General features: G+C 64.5%; 14 protein-coding genes. 10 read left to right on the top strand and 4 right to left on the bottom strand.

Features of this window, described 5'->3' with window-relative positions; all coding sequences use genetic code 11:
• Positions 1–17: 17 nt before the first annotated feature.
• From GD627_RS12480 to GD627_RS12510, 7 genes are all read left to right on the top strand, one after another.
• Positions 18–1442, top strand: coding sequence for an APC family permease (locus tag GD627_RS12480; protein WP_152272778.1), 1425 nt, complete (start codon positions 18–20; stop codon positions 1440–1442).
• 4 nt (positions 1443–1446) lie between these two features.
• The gene (locus GD627_RS12485; protein ID WP_152272779.1) at positions 1447–2379 is read left to right on the top strand and encodes an acetamidase/formamidase family protein; all 933 of its coding nucleotides are present in this window, start codon (positions 1447–1449) and stop codon (positions 2377–2379) included.
• A gap of 123 nt (positions 2380–2502) precedes the next feature.
• Positions 2503–3801, top strand: a complete 1299-nt coding sequence (locus GD627_RS12490; protein WP_152272780.1) for an Nramp family divalent metal transporter — start codon at positions 2503–2505, stop codon at positions 3799–3801.
• A gap of 183 nt (positions 3802–3984) precedes the next feature.
• Positions 3985–5403 carry a serine/threonine-protein kinase gene (locus GD627_RS12495; protein ID WP_152272781.1) on the top strand — a complete coding sequence of 473 codons (1419 nt, stop codon included), beginning with the start codon at positions 3985–3987 and terminating at the stop codon, positions 5401–5403.
• A 30-nt stretch (positions 5404–5433) separates the two neighbouring features.
• Positions 5434–5844, top strand: coding sequence for a YchJ family protein (locus GD627_RS12500; RefSeq protein ID WP_146362578.1), 411 nt, complete (start codon positions 5434–5436; stop codon positions 5842–5844).
• Between the two features lie 152 nt (positions 5845–5996).
• A complete protein-coding gene (locus GD627_RS12505) occupies positions 5997–7052 on the top strand; it encodes a zinc-dependent alcohol dehydrogenase family protein (protein ID WP_152272782.1) in 1056 nt (351 codons plus the stop codon).
• Between the two features lie 145 nt (positions 7053–7197).
• Positions 7198–8214 (top strand): zinc-binding dehydrogenase, encoded by a 1017-nt coding sequence (locus GD627_RS12510; protein ID WP_246165481.1) that lies wholly within the window; start codon positions 7198–7200, stop codon positions 8212–8214.
• 91 nt (positions 8215–8305) lie between these two features.
• Here the strand turns inward: GD627_RS12510 and GD627_RS12515 are convergent, their stop codons facing one another.
• Complete coding sequence (locus GD627_RS12515; RefSeq protein WP_152273084.1) at positions 8306–8956, bottom strand: NADPH-dependent F420 reductase; 651 nt, start codon at positions 8954–8956, stop codon at positions 8306–8308.
• 82 nt (positions 8957–9038) lie between these two features.
• The gene (locus tag GD627_RS12520) at positions 9039–9761 is read right to left on the bottom strand and encodes an AAA family ATPase (RefSeq protein ID WP_152272783.1); all 723 of its coding nucleotides are present in this window, start codon (positions 9759–9761) and stop codon (positions 9039–9041) included.
• 179 nt (positions 9762–9940) lie between these two features.
• Here GD627_RS12520 and GD627_RS12525 point away from each other — a divergent pair, with 179 nt between their 5' ends.
• A complete protein-coding gene (locus GD627_RS12525; protein WP_152272784.1) occupies positions 9941–10690 on the top strand; it encodes a sulfite exporter TauE/SafE family protein in 750 nt (249 codons plus the stop codon).
• A gap of 12 nt (positions 10691–10702) precedes the next feature.
• Here the strand turns inward: GD627_RS12525 and GD627_RS16980 are convergent, their stop codons facing one another.
• Positions 10703–11335 (bottom strand): hypothetical protein, encoded by a 633-nt coding sequence (locus GD627_RS16980; RefSeq protein WP_343032396.1) that lies wholly within the window; start codon positions 11333–11335, stop codon positions 10703–10705.
• A 197-nt stretch (positions 11336–11532) separates the two neighbouring features.
• Here GD627_RS16980 and GD627_RS12535 point away from each other — a divergent pair, with 197 nt between their 5' ends.
• Positions 11533–12429 carry a phosphodiesterase gene (locus GD627_RS12535; protein ID WP_152272785.1) on the top strand — a complete coding sequence of 299 codons (897 nt, stop codon included), beginning with the start codon at positions 11533–11535 and terminating at the stop codon, positions 12427–12429.
• Here GD627_RS12535 and GD627_RS12540 read toward each other — a convergent pair.
• Entirely contained in the window at positions 12426–12851 is a 426-nt protein-coding gene (locus GD627_RS12540) for a pyridoxamine 5'-phosphate oxidase family protein (RefSeq protein WP_152272786.1), read from the bottom strand. The genes GD627_RS12535 and GD627_RS12540 overlap by 4 nt on opposite strands.
• Positions 12852–12991: 140 nt before the next feature.
• Here GD627_RS12540 and GD627_RS12545 point away from each other — a divergent pair, with 140 nt between their 5' ends.
• Entirely contained in the window at positions 12992–14665 is a 1674-nt protein-coding gene (locus GD627_RS12545) for a catalase (protein WP_152272787.1), read from the top strand.
• Positions 14666–14692: the final 27 nt, after the last annotated feature.

Genomic DNA, 14692 nt, shown 5'->3' on the forward strand with positions numbered 1-14692 from the left:
AACGAAAGTGCGAAGCCATGAACCGATCCGCCGGCTCCGAGGAGCGGGATGCCCAGCAGGAGCTGGAATCCCTCGGCTATAAACAGGAACTGCGACGCTCGGTCTCGACAGCCGATCTTCTGATTTACGGCTTGATCTTTATGCTGCCCATCGCTCCCTGGGCGATTTTCGGAACGGTCTACAACGCGTCCGAGGGCATGGTGCCGCTGGTCTACCTCATTGGGCTGATCGCGATGATCTTCACCGCCCTCGCCTACGCCCAAATGGCCAAGTCCATTCCGCTGGCCGGCTCCGTTTTCTCGTATGTGGGACGCGGCATCCATCCCAACGCCGGGTTCTTCGCCGGCTGGGCCATCCTGCTGGATTACCTCCTTGTCCCCACACTGCTCTATGTCTTCGCCGCGGAGTCGATGGTGGGGATCTTCCCGGGAACGCCGCGCTGGCTGTGGGCGCTGATCTTCGTGGCCATCAATACGGTGATCAATCTTTCCGGCGTCAGCTCCATCAAGATCATGAACCGCGTCTTCCTTGCCGTGGAACTGGCCTTCATCGTGATCTTCGTGGTCATCGCCGTCACGGCCCTCAACAACGGCACCGTTCCCGGCGCCGAGCTGACCATGCAGCCGCTCTGGGATCCGGAGAAGGTGTCCGGACCGCTGATCGCCTCCGCGCTGTCCATTGCCGTTCTGAGCTTCCTCGGGTTTGACGGCATCTCCACCATGAGCGAGGAATCCACCGGCGGCCGCAACTCTGCAGGAAAGGCCATGGTCGGGGCCCTGCTCATTGTCGCTTCGTGTTTCATCCTGCAGACCTGGCTGGCCAGCGCCCTGGCCGGCGGCCGGGATTCATTCAGCGATGACGAAGTAGGCAATGCGTTCTTCACCGTGGTGGAGGCCGCTTCCAGCAGTGGCTGGGCAACGGCATTCTTTGCAGTCAACGTGGTGGCCGTCGGTATTGCCAACGCGATGGCCGCCCAGGCTGCAACGTCCCGCCTTTTGTACTCGATGAGCCGGGACCGTCAGCTGCCTGCTTTCCTGAACCGGATCAACGGGCGCCAGGTGCCGCAGAACGCCATCCTGCTGGTGTCCGGTATTTCCGCCGTGCTGGTCCTGTTCTTCGTGGGCCAGATCGACCTCATCTCCTCCCTGGTGAACTTCGGTGCACTGTTCGGCTTCATGCTGCTGCACCTGTCCGTCGTCGTGCTCTACGTTGTGCGCCGCAAGTCCCGCAACTACCTGCTTCACCTGGCGGTTCCGGTGACCGGGTTCCTGGTGATCGGCTACGTCCTGTTCAACGCAAACACGGAGGCCAAGGTGGGCGGCCTGGTGTGGCTGGCCATCGGCGCCTGCGTTTTCCTTTATTACCGCGCCACCGGGCGCAAGACCGAATTGTCGGCGGAGGATTCCGAGCTGGCCGACCTTGCAGAAGACCGAAAGGCATAACACCATGGACCATTTTCTGGACAAGAGCCACGGCAGGTTCGGCTTCTCCGCGAATGAAACCCCGGCCCTGAAAATCTCTCCGGGCACCGGGGAAACCATCGGTTTCGAAACCAGCGACGAGGTGTACGCCCAGCTGCATGAATTCCGCGACATGGAGAAGCTCACCGTCGGCATCAACCCGGTCACCGGGCCGGTGTACGTCGAGGGGGCGCAGCCCGGCGACGCCCTGGCTGTCACCATCCACGAGATCCGGCTCAAGGACCGCGGCTGGTCCGTCAGCCTTCCGGGCTCCGGGGCACTTCAGCACGTTATGGGCCAGGAGATGTTCACCCGGCGCGTCCCGATTGACGACGACGGCGTGCACGTCACCAGCCGCCACACCTTCGCGCCCAGTCCGATGATCGGTTGCATCGGCACGGCTCCGGCCGAGGGGAGCAACTCGACGATCATGCCGTCGACGCCGCAGGGCGGCAATATGGACCTGGTCCAGTGCCGTCCCGGATCCACGGTGTACCTGCCCGTCATGGTTGAGGGCGCCTACCTGTCAATCGGCGATATCCACGCCATCATGGCTGAAGGTGAATCATCCTTCGTCGCCATCGAAGCCGAAGGCATTGCCGTGGTGAGCGTGGACGTGGTGAAGGGGATGGCCCTGCGGGCTCCACGGGTTGAAACCGCGGATGAATGGATCTTCGTCGGACTGGGGAATCCGGTGCAGGAGAGCATTACCCGCGGGTATGAGGACATGTTCGCGTTCCTCGTGGACGGGCACGGCTGGGACCGCGGGGACGCCTATGCGGTGATGAGCGCCGTCGGGCACTCCCAGCTGGGAGGTCCCACCGGATCCGCCGATCCGGACCCGCTGCACCCCTTTAGCGCGGTGGGAGCGGTGACGATCCACCGCCTCCCCAAGGCGGTGCTGGCCTCCGGGGACTGACTGGGTCCCGGCGCCCGGGGTGGGCCATCCACCCGGGCGCCGGTTACACCCGTGTCCGAAGGCGGGGTGGGATGCGAAGATGGCCGGGCCCGGACCTCCGCACCCAAGTAAAGGAACTGTCACATGGCCGCTGACACCCCTCCGAAGAGACCCCTGAACCACGCCGATGCCGTGGACGACGACGGCGGATCGGAAGCCAAATGGAAGATCGTCGGTCCCGGGCTGGTGGTCGCCGCCACCGGGGTCGGTGCCGCAGATATGGTGGCCACGCTGGTGGCCGGGTCCCGTTACGGGTACGCATTGCTCTGGGCCGTGATCCTGGGCGTGGTCCTGAAAATCATCCTGGTGGAAGGAGCCGGCCGTTTCACCCTGGCCACCGGCCTGACCATCTTCGAAGGCTGGCGTTCCCTGGGGAAATGGACCACCTGGTACTTCGGTCCCTACATCATGATCTGGGGCTTCATCTACGGAGCCACGGCCATGTCCTCCGCCGCCTTGCCGCTGGCGGCGGTCTTCCCGGTCCTTCCGCTCACGGCCTGGGCCGTCCTCATGGGCCTGGCCGGCTTCGTGATGGTCTGGTTCGGCAGATATGCCACCTTCGAGAAGATCACCGCGGTGCTCGTCGGCCTGATGTTCGTCACCGTGGTGGGGCTGGCTGTGATCGCCGTACCCAACATTCCGGCAATGTTCGTGGGCCTGATTCCGATGATCCCCGCGGGCGGAGTGTTTTACACGTTGGCTCTCGCCGGGGGCGTGGGCGGCACCATCACCCTCGCCGCCTACGGATACTGGCTGCGTGAAAAGGGCTGGTACACGCCTAAGTGGATGCGGGTCATGCGCATTGACAATTCCATGGCCTATGTCATGACCGGCATCTTCGTGGTGGCGATGCTTATTGTCGGTGCCGAAGTGGTCCGCGCGGCAGGCGTGTCCCTCGCCAGCGGTGACGAGGGGCTGCTGGATCTTTATGACGTATTGAAGGCCAGATACGGAGACGTGGTGGGCACCGGGTTCCTGATCGGGTTCTGGGCTGCATCCTTCTCCTCGATCATCGGGGTGTGGAACGGTGTCTCCCTGATGTTCGCCGACTTCTGGGGGAACATCCGGGGCAAGGCATCCGGCCACCCGGACACCCGCATCGGCGGAAAATACTTCCGCTTCTACGTCCTCTGGCTGACCTTCCCGCCGATGATCCTCTTCCAGCTCGGACAGCCGATCGGCCTCATCCTTGCCTACGGTGTGCTCGGTTCGCTGTTCATGCCCTTCCTCGCGGTGACCCTGCTGGGACTCCTCAACGGCCGACGGATTCCGAAGCAGTGGGCCAACAAGCTGCATACCAATCTTGCCCTCGGATTCACCGCACTGCTGTTCATTGCCCTCGGCGTCCAGCAGCTGTGGGACAACATTGCCAAGGTGCTCTAGGGGCACGGAACAGCCGGGATGCCTGCCGGGAAATCTGCCGCCGCCGTCCCCGGCGGCGGGACAGTTTAGCGCAGCGGCGGGGCCTGCACGAGGGGTAAACCAGAGTAAAAGAAAAGTCGTTACGGGCCATCTACGCAGCGATTCTCCTCAGCTACGCTATTAGCGGCGAGAGAAGGTTGCAGGATGGAAACCAGCGCAACGAGTGGCCCGGACAGGCTCATTGCCGGCAGATACCGACTCATTGAACCAATTGGACGCGGCGGCATGGCCACCGTCTACCGGGGCCAGGATGAAGCGCTGGGCCGCGATATTGCGGTAAAGGTGTTCCGCTCCAGTGCCGTGGCTCCGGATGACATCGGACGGCAGGAAAACGAGATGCGACTCCTCGCCTCGTTGTCACATCCAGGCCTGGTGACCCTGTTCGACGCAGGTAAGGATGACGCGGTTCCCGGGGGCACGGCGGACGACGGGCCGCGGACCTATCTGGTCATGGAGCTGGTGGACGGCCCCGATCTGCGCAGGCGGCTTCGAGGTGGCGGGCTGGAGCCTACGGATGTTCCCCTCATCGGCGCCGAGCTGGCAGGTGCCCTCGCGTATATCCATGACAGGGGAGTAGTCCACCGGGACATCAAGCCGGCAAACATCCTGCTGCCCTCGATGGCCGCCGGAACGTCGCCGCGGGCCAAGCTGGCGGATTTTGGAATCGCCTTGATCCTGAACGGTGCGCGGATCACCGCCGCCGGCGCCACCCTTGGCACCGCCAACTACCTCAGCCCGGAGCAGGCTTCAGGCCTCGGGGCAGAGGCGGCAAGCGACATCTACTCGCTTGGCCTGGTACTGCTCGAATCGGTAACCGGCAAGGTGGAGTTCAGCGGCAGCGCGATAGAGGCAGCCGTTGCCCGGCTGAGCCGCGACCCCGAGGTCCCTGCGTCCCTGGAGCATTACTGGCGCGGACTGCTCACAGCCATGACCAGCCGGGATCCCGGCGTCCGGCCGACGGCGGCTGAAGTCTCCGCAACCCTGCTGGACTACCGCTGGGCCGAGGGGATTATGCAGCCGGGACTGGTATCCCAGCTGTCTGTCTCCGGTCAGGGCGGTCCGGCCGACCAGGCATCTTCTGCCGACCCGCCCGGCTCCGCGGAACAGCAGTGGGATCCCTGGAGCGGGCCGGCAACGGTGGAGTCGATCGGGCCGCCGGCGCCGGCCGGCGAGATTGCCGCGACATCCGCTGCCGGAGAGATACAAGGGACAGAGCCGGCAACCGATCCCGGCCAGGCCCGGCACCCCTCGGCTCCGCTGCCCTCGGTCTTTCCACCGATGTCCCAGACTGCTTTGTCCGGACCGCTTACCTCGCCGCCGTCCGTCCCGCCAACAGTGGGAGCGGCGGCGCCGGCGCCGGAGCCGACGCCGCGGGTACAGGTGCTTGCCCGGCCCAGGTGGTCCGCCGCCGGGCGCGCCATGCTGGCCGTCCTGGTGATGGCCGTGCTGACCGCAGCCGTGGTCTTGATGCTCGGGCGTGTGGGCGCGTTGCAGGACAACGGAATTGTCCCGGGGGAAATAGGGCACAACCTGGAACAGCTGCAGAACAACGTCGGCCCGTAGTAGTACCCGCAGCGCGGGATACTGGAAGGTATGAGTACTCCACCGCCGGTCCCGCCCGCTGTTACCGCTGAAGACAGGTGCCCGTGCCTGAGCGGGGAAACCTACGGGAACTGCTGCGGACGGTTCCACTCCGGTGCCGCCGCTGCCCCTACTGCAGAGGCCCTGATGCGTTCGCGGTACAGTGCCTTCGCCACCGGCAACGTGCCTTATCTGCTGGCCACCTGGCACCCGGACCACCGGCCGTCCCGGCTGGAGTTGGATGCGGGAATGGAATGGCGCCGCCTGGATATCCTCTCAACCTCCGGCGGCGGCCCGCTGGACACCACAGGCACGGTGGAATTCCGTGCCCACTACCGGCAGGACGGCCAGCGCGGTACGCAGCATGAAAGAAGCAGCTTTGTCCGCGAACGGGGCCAATGGCTCTATGTGGACGGACGATAGGCTGCGGCTTCTTCCACCCCGCCGTCGGTAGGACCTAGGCTGGAAAGCATCCGACGGCTGCCGTTCTGCAACAGGCACGCTCCGGGAAGCTCCCGAAAGGCAGGCACATCAAGGGGTCCTGCACCTAGGTCGGATAACCAGGCGAGGAAACCATGAAAGCACTCGTTTACGAAGGCCCCGGGCAGAAGTCCTGGAAGGACGTTCCGGATCCCCGGATTCAGGAGCCGCGTGATGCCATCGTCAAGATCGACACGACCACCATCTGCGGCACTGACCTGCACATTCTCAAGGGCGACGTCCCTGCGGTGACCCCCGGCCGGATTCTTGGCCACGAAGGCGTCGGCACCATCACGGAAATCGGCAGCGGCGTCAGCAACTTCAAGGTGGGGGACAAAGTCATCCTCTCCTGTGTCTCCGCTGACGGGTCCTGCAGCTTCTGCCGGGAAGGGTTGTACTCACACTGTGTTGGCGAGGAGGGCAGCGCCGGCATCGGCTGGATTTTCGGCCACCTGATTGACGGCACCCAGGCGGAATACGTGCGTGCCCCCTACGCGGACACCTCGCTGTACCTCCTGCCGGAAAGCGTGTCCTCGGAGCACGGCGTGCTGCTCAGCGACATTTTCCCCACCGGGTTCGAGATGGGTGTGCAGTACGGACGGACCAAGCCCGGTGACGTGGTCGCCGTCATCGGTGCCGGGCCGGTTGGACTGGCCGTTATTTCCACCGCACGGCTCTATGGTGCCGCCAAGGTCATTGCCGTGGATCTGGACGCCAACCGTGTTGAGCAGGCCCGCAAATTCGGGGCGACGCACGGGGTGAACTCCGGGGATGCGGACTGGCGCGAGCAGGTGATGGCCCAAACCGACGGGTGGGGAGTGGACGTGGCCGTTGAAGCGGTGGGCATCCCGGCAACATTCGAGATGTGCACCAGCATTGTGCGCCCCGGAGGCAACGTGGCAAACGTGGGGGTGCACGGGAAACCTGTCAGCCTGGAACTGGACCGGCTCTGGATCGAGAACATCAACATCAGCATGGGCTTGGTCAACACCAATACGCTGCCCATGCTGCTGAAGCTCGTGGCGGAGGGCAAGCTGCCGGCGGAGGAGTTCATCAGCCACCGGTACCAGCTGCAGGACATCATGGAGGCGTACGACACCTTTTCCCGGGCAGCGGAAACCAATGCCCTCAAGGTGATCCTGCAGGCCTGACCGGTCCTCCTGCTGAGGGAACTGCGCGGAGACAAGGCGGCAGCCGCTACGTGGCTGCCGCCTTTTTGCGCTGGGGAAGCACGGGCAGATAATTAAACCGCGGCCGCGTCTGCCCGCCGCAGTTCCGAGCTAAAAGAGGTTTTTCATGTCTGACGGCACCATGATCGCAGGACGGCTCAACGTCGAAACCGGCACCTTCGCCGTGAAGGAAGTTCCCATCCCGGATCCGGGTCCGGGATTCGTCCGTATCAAGGTTGAAGCAGCAGGCGTCTGCCTCTCCGATGTCCACCTGATCCAGGGACTACTGCGGCCGCAGTTCCTGAAGGGCAGCGAGGTCACCCTCGGGCACGAGGTGGCCGGCACCGTGGATCTTCCCGGGGCAGGCGTCACATCCGTAGCTCCCGGGGACCGCGTGGTGGTCCAGGCCGGGTATGAGTACAACGGCGTAACGCTCACCATGGGCGTGGATTTCGACGGCGGCTGGGCTGAGTACCTCGTGGTTCCCGCCGGCGTGCTGGTTCCTTTGGGGGAAGATATTCCCTTCGACCAGGCCTCCATCATTCCGGACGCTGTCTCCACTCCGTGGGGCGCCATCGCATCCACCGCGGACGTCCGCGCCGGCGAAGCCGTCGGTGTCTGGGGCATCGGAGGCCTCGGCGCCCACGGCGTCCAGCTCCTGCGCCTGGTCGGGGCAGCCCCGGTCATTGCCGTTGATCCTCTTCCCGAAGCACGGGAGCGGGCGCTGGAATTCGGCGCCGACATTGCACTGGATCCGCTGGCGGAGGACTTCGCCGACGCCATGAAGGCCGCCACCGGCGGCAGGGGACTGGATGTAGCCCTGGATTTTGCCGGCGTGGACGCCGTGCGGGCACAGGCCATCAACTGCCTGGGCCGGGACGGACGCCTCGTGCTCGTAGGCCTGTCCGGCAAGCCTATGACCATTAATGACAGCACCGGCTTCTCCTACGCCCGCAAGCAGATCCGCGGCCATTACGGTTCCGAGGCGCACCATGTGCCGCAGCTGGTTGCGCTGACCCGCCTGGGCCGGCTGGACTTCGCCAAGTCCGTCAGCGCGCGCATTCCGCTCGCCGACGCCGAGGCAGCAGTGAAGGCCCTGGATGCCAAGGAAGGCAACCCCATCCGCCTGGTGCTCATTCCGTAGTTGTGCGGATCCCGTAACGGGGTCTCCGCCGAGACACACAGAGGCCTCCCGCTGTTACAGCGGGAGGCCTCTGTGTGTCCAGACGCGGCGGTCAGGCCATATCGGCGTACCGCACGGCCTCGGCCAGCGCCTGTTCCATCCCCTTGGCATCCAGAGCGGTCACATAGGCGGGAGTATCCCGCTGCCAGCGCCACCCCTCGGCGAGCGGACCGGCGTCGATGACGTCGAAACCGAACTCATTAATCAGCGAGGCCACCTGCTCCTTGGCCGCTGCATCGTCGCCTGCAATGGGCAGGGCCCGGCGGTTGGGCGCACCGGCGGGGGAGCCCTGGCTGGTCAGGTGGTCCGACATGATGTTGGTGAACGCCTTCACCACGTGCGAGTCAGGCAGGTGTGCCTGCAGCAGCTCGCTGGTGGTGGTGGATTCGTCGTCGAGCTCGGCGATGTTTCCGTCCCGCTGCGGATAGTAGTTCATCGTGTCGATGACGGTCTTGCCGCGCAGTTCCTCCACCGGCACCTGCTGGTAGTTCTTCAGCGGGATGGTTACCACCACCAGGTCCCCGGCTGCGGCAGCCTCCGCAGGGGTGGCTGCCCGTGCGTGCTCACCCAGTTCCATCACGAGTGGCTGCAGCGTTTCAGGCCCCCGCGAGTTGCTGAGGACGACGTCGTATCCCTGCTTTATTGCCAGGCGTGCCAGCTGGGATCCGATATTGCCGCTTCCGATAAGGCCGATGGTCCGAATCCGGGGTGTGCTCTCTGATGTGCTCATACAGTCATAACCGCAGGAAGGGTCAGATATTCCTGACCACAATGGCGTCCGCAGGTCACAACCGGCGCAGATACCGCTCGGGGGTGTCAAGGAAGCTTTTCCAGTTGGTGACTAAATCCAGCTCGTGCCACCCGCGCTCCCGGAAGCCCCATGCGCCCAGCTCCAGGATCCGGGCGCCGGGGAGTGCCGCGAGCAGTGGTGAGTGCGTCGAAAGCAGTACCTGGGAACGGCCGTCCGCAACCAGATCCTTGAGGATGCCGAGCAAGGCCAGGCAGCCGGAAAACGAAAGCGCGGATTCGGGTTCGTCGAGCACCCACAACCCTGGGCCGCGGAACCTGTCGACAGCCAGGGACAGGAATGATTCTCCGTGTGAAAGTGAATGGAACTCCGTGTCCGTCCGAGACGTCGAGGGGTTGTTCTCGAGATACGTAAAGAACCCGTGCATGGTTTCCGCGCGCAGGAAATATCCCCGTTTGGTGCCGCCGGGATTGCGTACCAGCTGCAGATGTCTGCTGAGTTCCGATTCCGTTGATCGTGTCGAGTGGCGGGCGCCGGTTGATCCGCCCTCGGGGGAGAGCCCGAACGCCAAGGCGATGGCTTCCACGAGTGTTGATTTCCCACTGCCGTTTTCCCCCACGAGCACCGTAGCCGGGGCAAGGTCCAGTCCCGCCTCCAGCAGTTGGGCCACCGGGGGCAGTGTGGCGGGCCAGGTCCTGCGGTCCAAAGGTTCCAGCGGGTGTTCCCGGACCTGCCGGAGGGGGTACCGGTCGGTGAGCATATCGAGATTCTGCCATCGAACGGGGTCCGGCACCTTTGCTGCCGGCACGTTGACGGCGGCACGGAACTGAGGACGGAGGGGAACCTGCCGCCGTGGGTTGCCAGGGCGGTGCTGCGTAATTGCAGAATATGACGGCGGAAAATTGAAGCCCGGGAAGATTTGGGCCATAGACTTCGGCGGTGAGTTCCGGACTGCTGCTGACCATACTGATCGCTGTCTTCGTCGGGGGAATCGCACAGCGGGTGGCCGGGATTGGATTCGGCCTCCTGCTTGCGCCGTTCTTCATTGTTGCCCTCGGTCCCCATGAGGGCGTGGTGGTCACCAACGTCTGCGGGGCGCTGGCAGCCGGCCTCGTGATCCGGCAGGTCTGGCGGCGCATCGACTGGAGCATGTACGTCTCGCTGGCTGTGCCGGCGGCAATCGGTGTGCTGCTGGGAACCTACACGGCTTCCGTTCTTCCGGTGGGACCGCTGGAAATAGGCGTCGGCATTTTTATGCTCGCCGCACTCACGTCATCGCTTCTGCTAAACCGCACGGAGATGGTGCTCCGCGGAAGCACTCCGAAAACAGCCGCCGGCCTGGTGGCGGGGATCAGCAACTCGATGGCCGGGGCGGGGGTACCTGCGGTGAGCGCCTACGCGGTGCTGGCGCGGTGGCCGCAGGCGTCTTTCATGGCAACCATGCAGCCCTTCCTGGCGACGCTAAGTACTACCACCCTGCTTGTCCACGCCGTGCTTGAGCCGGGTGCGTGGCCCCGGCTGGACTGGTGGGTATGGGTGGTTCTTTGTGTCCTCACCGCCGCCGGCCTCCGGGCGGGCAGCGCGCTCGCGCCGCACGTTCCCGAGGCAACCGCACGCCGCATCGTCGTCGCCCTGGCGTATCTGGGCGCCCTCTCCGCCCTGGTCAAGGGGATCCTCGACCTCCAGTAACCCGGAGGCGCTTTAGGATTTCCGGTGGTCCTTCACCGACTTAGCCACCTCTGCAGCGGCGACGGCCTTCGCCACCTTGGCCGCCTTCGAGGACTTCTTCTCCGACTTGTCCGATTTGTCGGCCTTCGCAGCCTTCGCGGCCTTCGCCGTTTTGGCAGCCTTCGCCGCTGCTTTGCCGCCTGCCGCAGCAACTGCGGTTCCCATCACCGGCGTCGGAACCGTGACCACTTTGACCTTGGTCTTCGGCCGTTTCCGGTCCAGGATCAATGCGGCGGCAATGCCTGCCATCCAGACGTCCTTTGCGAGGCCCGTGCCGTCGGGGCTCGGGCGGATTCCGTCCTCCTGGGTCATGCCCGGCGTCATGAGGTACATCCGGATCATCCCGCCGGAGAAGCAGCCCAGAACCAGTCCCGCCACGCGGGCAGGAACGAACGGGAGCAGCAGGGACAGGCCAACGCAGATCTCGGCGTTGCTCAGGAGCTTGCCGAACTTCACCGGTTCAATGTCCTGAACCTGCGGAAAGGCATTGGCTGCCATCTGCTGCAGCCCGGCAGCGCTTTCCGCGTCCAGATTGCGCTTGTTAAGACCGGAGTTGAGGATGTAGGCGCCGGTGGTCAGACGCAGGGGAATATGGCTGAGTTTCATGGGAGTCCCTTCACAGACGATGCAGTTCCGAGCCTACGGCCGGCGCGGTGCCTGCGCCAGAGTGGACGCTGGAACGCACGCTGACCCGGTACCGGGCAAAAATCTCCGAAACGCGCCCGAACAGGTTACTCACCCGTCGCCCTGTCTGGTTTTATAAGGAGGTACGCCGCAGCAGTTGCCGACACAAGAAGGTTCCGATGGAATACCTCCCGGGCGAGCATCCGCGCCCGCGCCATTTCCTCCTCCATCTCAGCGACACGCACCTGCTGGGGGGTGAGCGCAGCCTGTACGGGGCAGTGGACAGCCAGGCCAATCTCCAGGCCCTCTTCACCCGCCTCGAGGGCAGCGGACAAAGGCCGGAAGCCATCGTTTTCACCGGCGATCTGGCAGACCGCGGAGAGGCCCGCGCGTATGCCAGGCTCCGCGAGATTGTCCTTCCGGCCGCCGAACGGATGGGAGCCCGGGTGATCTGGGCGATGGGCAACCATGACAACCGTGCGGCCTTCCGCGAGGTCCTGTTGAATGAGGCACCGGAAATGTCTCCGGTGGACCAGGTGCACCATCTCGACGGGCTGCGGATCATTACCCTGGATACCACCGTCCCCGGACACCACCACGGTGAACTCAGTGAGGCCCAGCTGGACTGGCTGCGCCGCGAACTGCAGACGGCCGCTCCGGAGGGAACCCTCCTGGCGATGCACCACCCGCCGGTGCCCAGCGTGCAGGATCTGGCCGTCCTGGTGGAGCTGCGGCAACAGCAGCGGCTCGCACGGGTCCTGGCAGGCAGCGACGTGCGGGCCATCATCGCGGGACACCTGCATTATTCGACCTTCGGCACCTTTGCCGGTATTCCTGTTTCCGTGGCATCGGCCACCTGCTACACCCAGGACCTTGCAACGCCGGGAACCCGGGGCCAGGACGCCGGCCAGAGCTACAACATGGTGCACCTGTATGAGGACTCGGTGGTGCACTCCGTGGTTCCCCTGGAGGAAAGCGGCACCGTGGGGCAGCGCGTGGGCCCGGCGGAAACCGGAACCCGGCTGGCGGAAGCCGGGTTCCGGATTCCGGATCCGCAGACGCTCACATCGGCCTAGGACCGGACAGGCTCCGGACCCAGGTTGAAGAACCGGCCGGTCACGGATTCGGGCACAATTTCGACGTAGCGGTACTTCTCCGTCCGGACCCAGGGCTGCAGCGGAAGCTGATCCGCGGCTTCGATCTCGGCGGAGGTCTCCAGCTGGCGGGTGGTTCCCTTCACGATGACGGACCATGCCTGGTCGCTGTGCACCCCGTCGGCTTCAAACGCAACATGGGTGTTGACCGTCATTTCCGCCAGCTTGGTGCCCGGCGCCGTGCGCAGGAGGAGGACGCCGTCGTGCGCCAGGTAGTTGATGGGATAGATGCTCGGCCGGTTCGCCACACTCACTGCCAGACGGCCGTGATACGTGTGCTCCAGGTACTTCCAGCTTTGTTCGGGGGACAGTTCAACCACTGGCGGCCGCTCTTCGTTAGTCATGCTCACAGTGTGCCAAGGGCACTCCCCGGCTGCCACTATCAGTGTGCTTATCAACTTGACTCTGCCGCTTTCCTTGCAAGAGAGTGGACTAGGTAGTATTGCCAGCCAGCAATAAACCAAATCCTCGAGGAGCGCACTCTATGACAGACGCAGAACAGCAGAATCCGGCCACCGGACAGAGCAACGCCGGCGAGCCGAAGACCCTCACCACCCGTCAGGGACACCCGGTCTATGACAACCAGAACACCCGTACGGTGGGAGCCCGTGGTCCGGCAACCTTGGAGAACTACCAGCTCCTCGAAAAGATCAGCCACTTCGACCGTGAGCGGATCCCCGAGCGTGTAGTCCACGCCCGCGGTTTCGTGGCCTACGGCGAGTTCGAAGCGACCGGCAAGTGGGGCGACGAGCCCATTGCCAAGTACACCCGGGCCAAGCTTTTCTCCGAGCCGGGCAAGAAGACCGACGTCGCCATCCGGTTCTCCTCCGTCATCGGCGGCCGGGACTCCTCCGAAGCGGCCCGGGACCCCCGCGGCTTCGCCATCAAGTTCTACACCGAAGACGGCAACTGGGACCTGGTCGGCAACAACCTCGGTGTCTTCTTCATCCGGGACGCCATCAAGTTCCCCGACGTGATCCACTCCCTGAAGCCGGACCCCGTCACCTTCCGCCAGGAGCCGGCCCGCATCTTCGACTTCATGTCGCAGACCCCCGAGGCCATGCACATGCTGGTGAACCTCTTCAGCCCGCGCGGCATCCCCGCGGACTACCGCCACATGCAGGGCTTCGGCGTGAACACGTACCGCTGGGTCAACGCAGCGGGGGAGTCCAAGCTGGTGAAGTACCACTTCCAGCCGCAGCAGGGCGTGAAGTCCCTGACCGAGGAGGACGCCGCGAACATCCAGGCGAACGATCTCGGCCACGCCTCGAAGGACCTCTACGAGGCCATTGAGAGCGGCAACTACCCGAAGTGGGATCTGTACGTCCAGATGATGGATGACCACGACCACCCGGAACTGGACTTCGATCCGCTGGATGACACCAAGACCTGGCCGGAGCAGGAATTCGAGCCGAAGTTCGTGGGCACCATGACCCTGAACCGCAACGTCACGGATCACCACAACGAAAACGAGCAGATCGCTTTCGGCACCGGTGTCCTGGTGGACGGACTCGAGTTCTCCGATGACAAGATGCTCGTTGGCCGTACGTTCAGCTACTCGGACACGCAGCGCTACCGCGTAGGCCCGAACTACCTCCAGCTTCCGGTGAACTCCGCGAAGAATGCCCGCGTGGCCACCAACCAGCGCGGCGGCCAGATGTCCTACGGCACCGACCTCGCACCGGGCCAGAACCCGCACGTGAACTACGAGCCGAACATCACCGGCGGGCTGCAGGAAGCACCGAAGCCTGAACAGTCCGAAGTCGGCCCCGAGCTGGAAGGCCGCCTGACCCGCGCCCGTCTGCCCCGCACGAATGACTACATGCAGGCAGGCCAGCGCTACCAGCTGATGGAGCAGTGGGAGAAGGATGACCTGGTTGCCAACTTCATTGCCAACGTTGGCCAGGCAGTCCGCCCGGTCCAGGAGCGCATGCTCTGGCACTTCTACATGAGCGATGACGAGCTGGGCGCACGCGTCGGAGAGGGCCTGGGCATCAGCCTGGACGAGATCAAGGATCTGGGCCCGCTGGCCACCCAGACGCTCAACGAGGAAGAAACCGAGCGGATGAAGAACCTGGGCCACAACGGTCCCCGCAACGTTGAGGGCCTGACGATGACCCACTGCGTGCCCAACGAGCACGTGGTGGTTACCCGCTAGAACAGCTTTAACGACGACGGCGCGGGC

The organism is Arthrobacter yangruifuii (genome assembly GCF_009192775.1).
GTDB lineage: Bacteria > Actinomycetota > Actinomycetes > Actinomycetales > Micrococcaceae > Arthrobacter_B > Arthrobacter_B yangruifuii.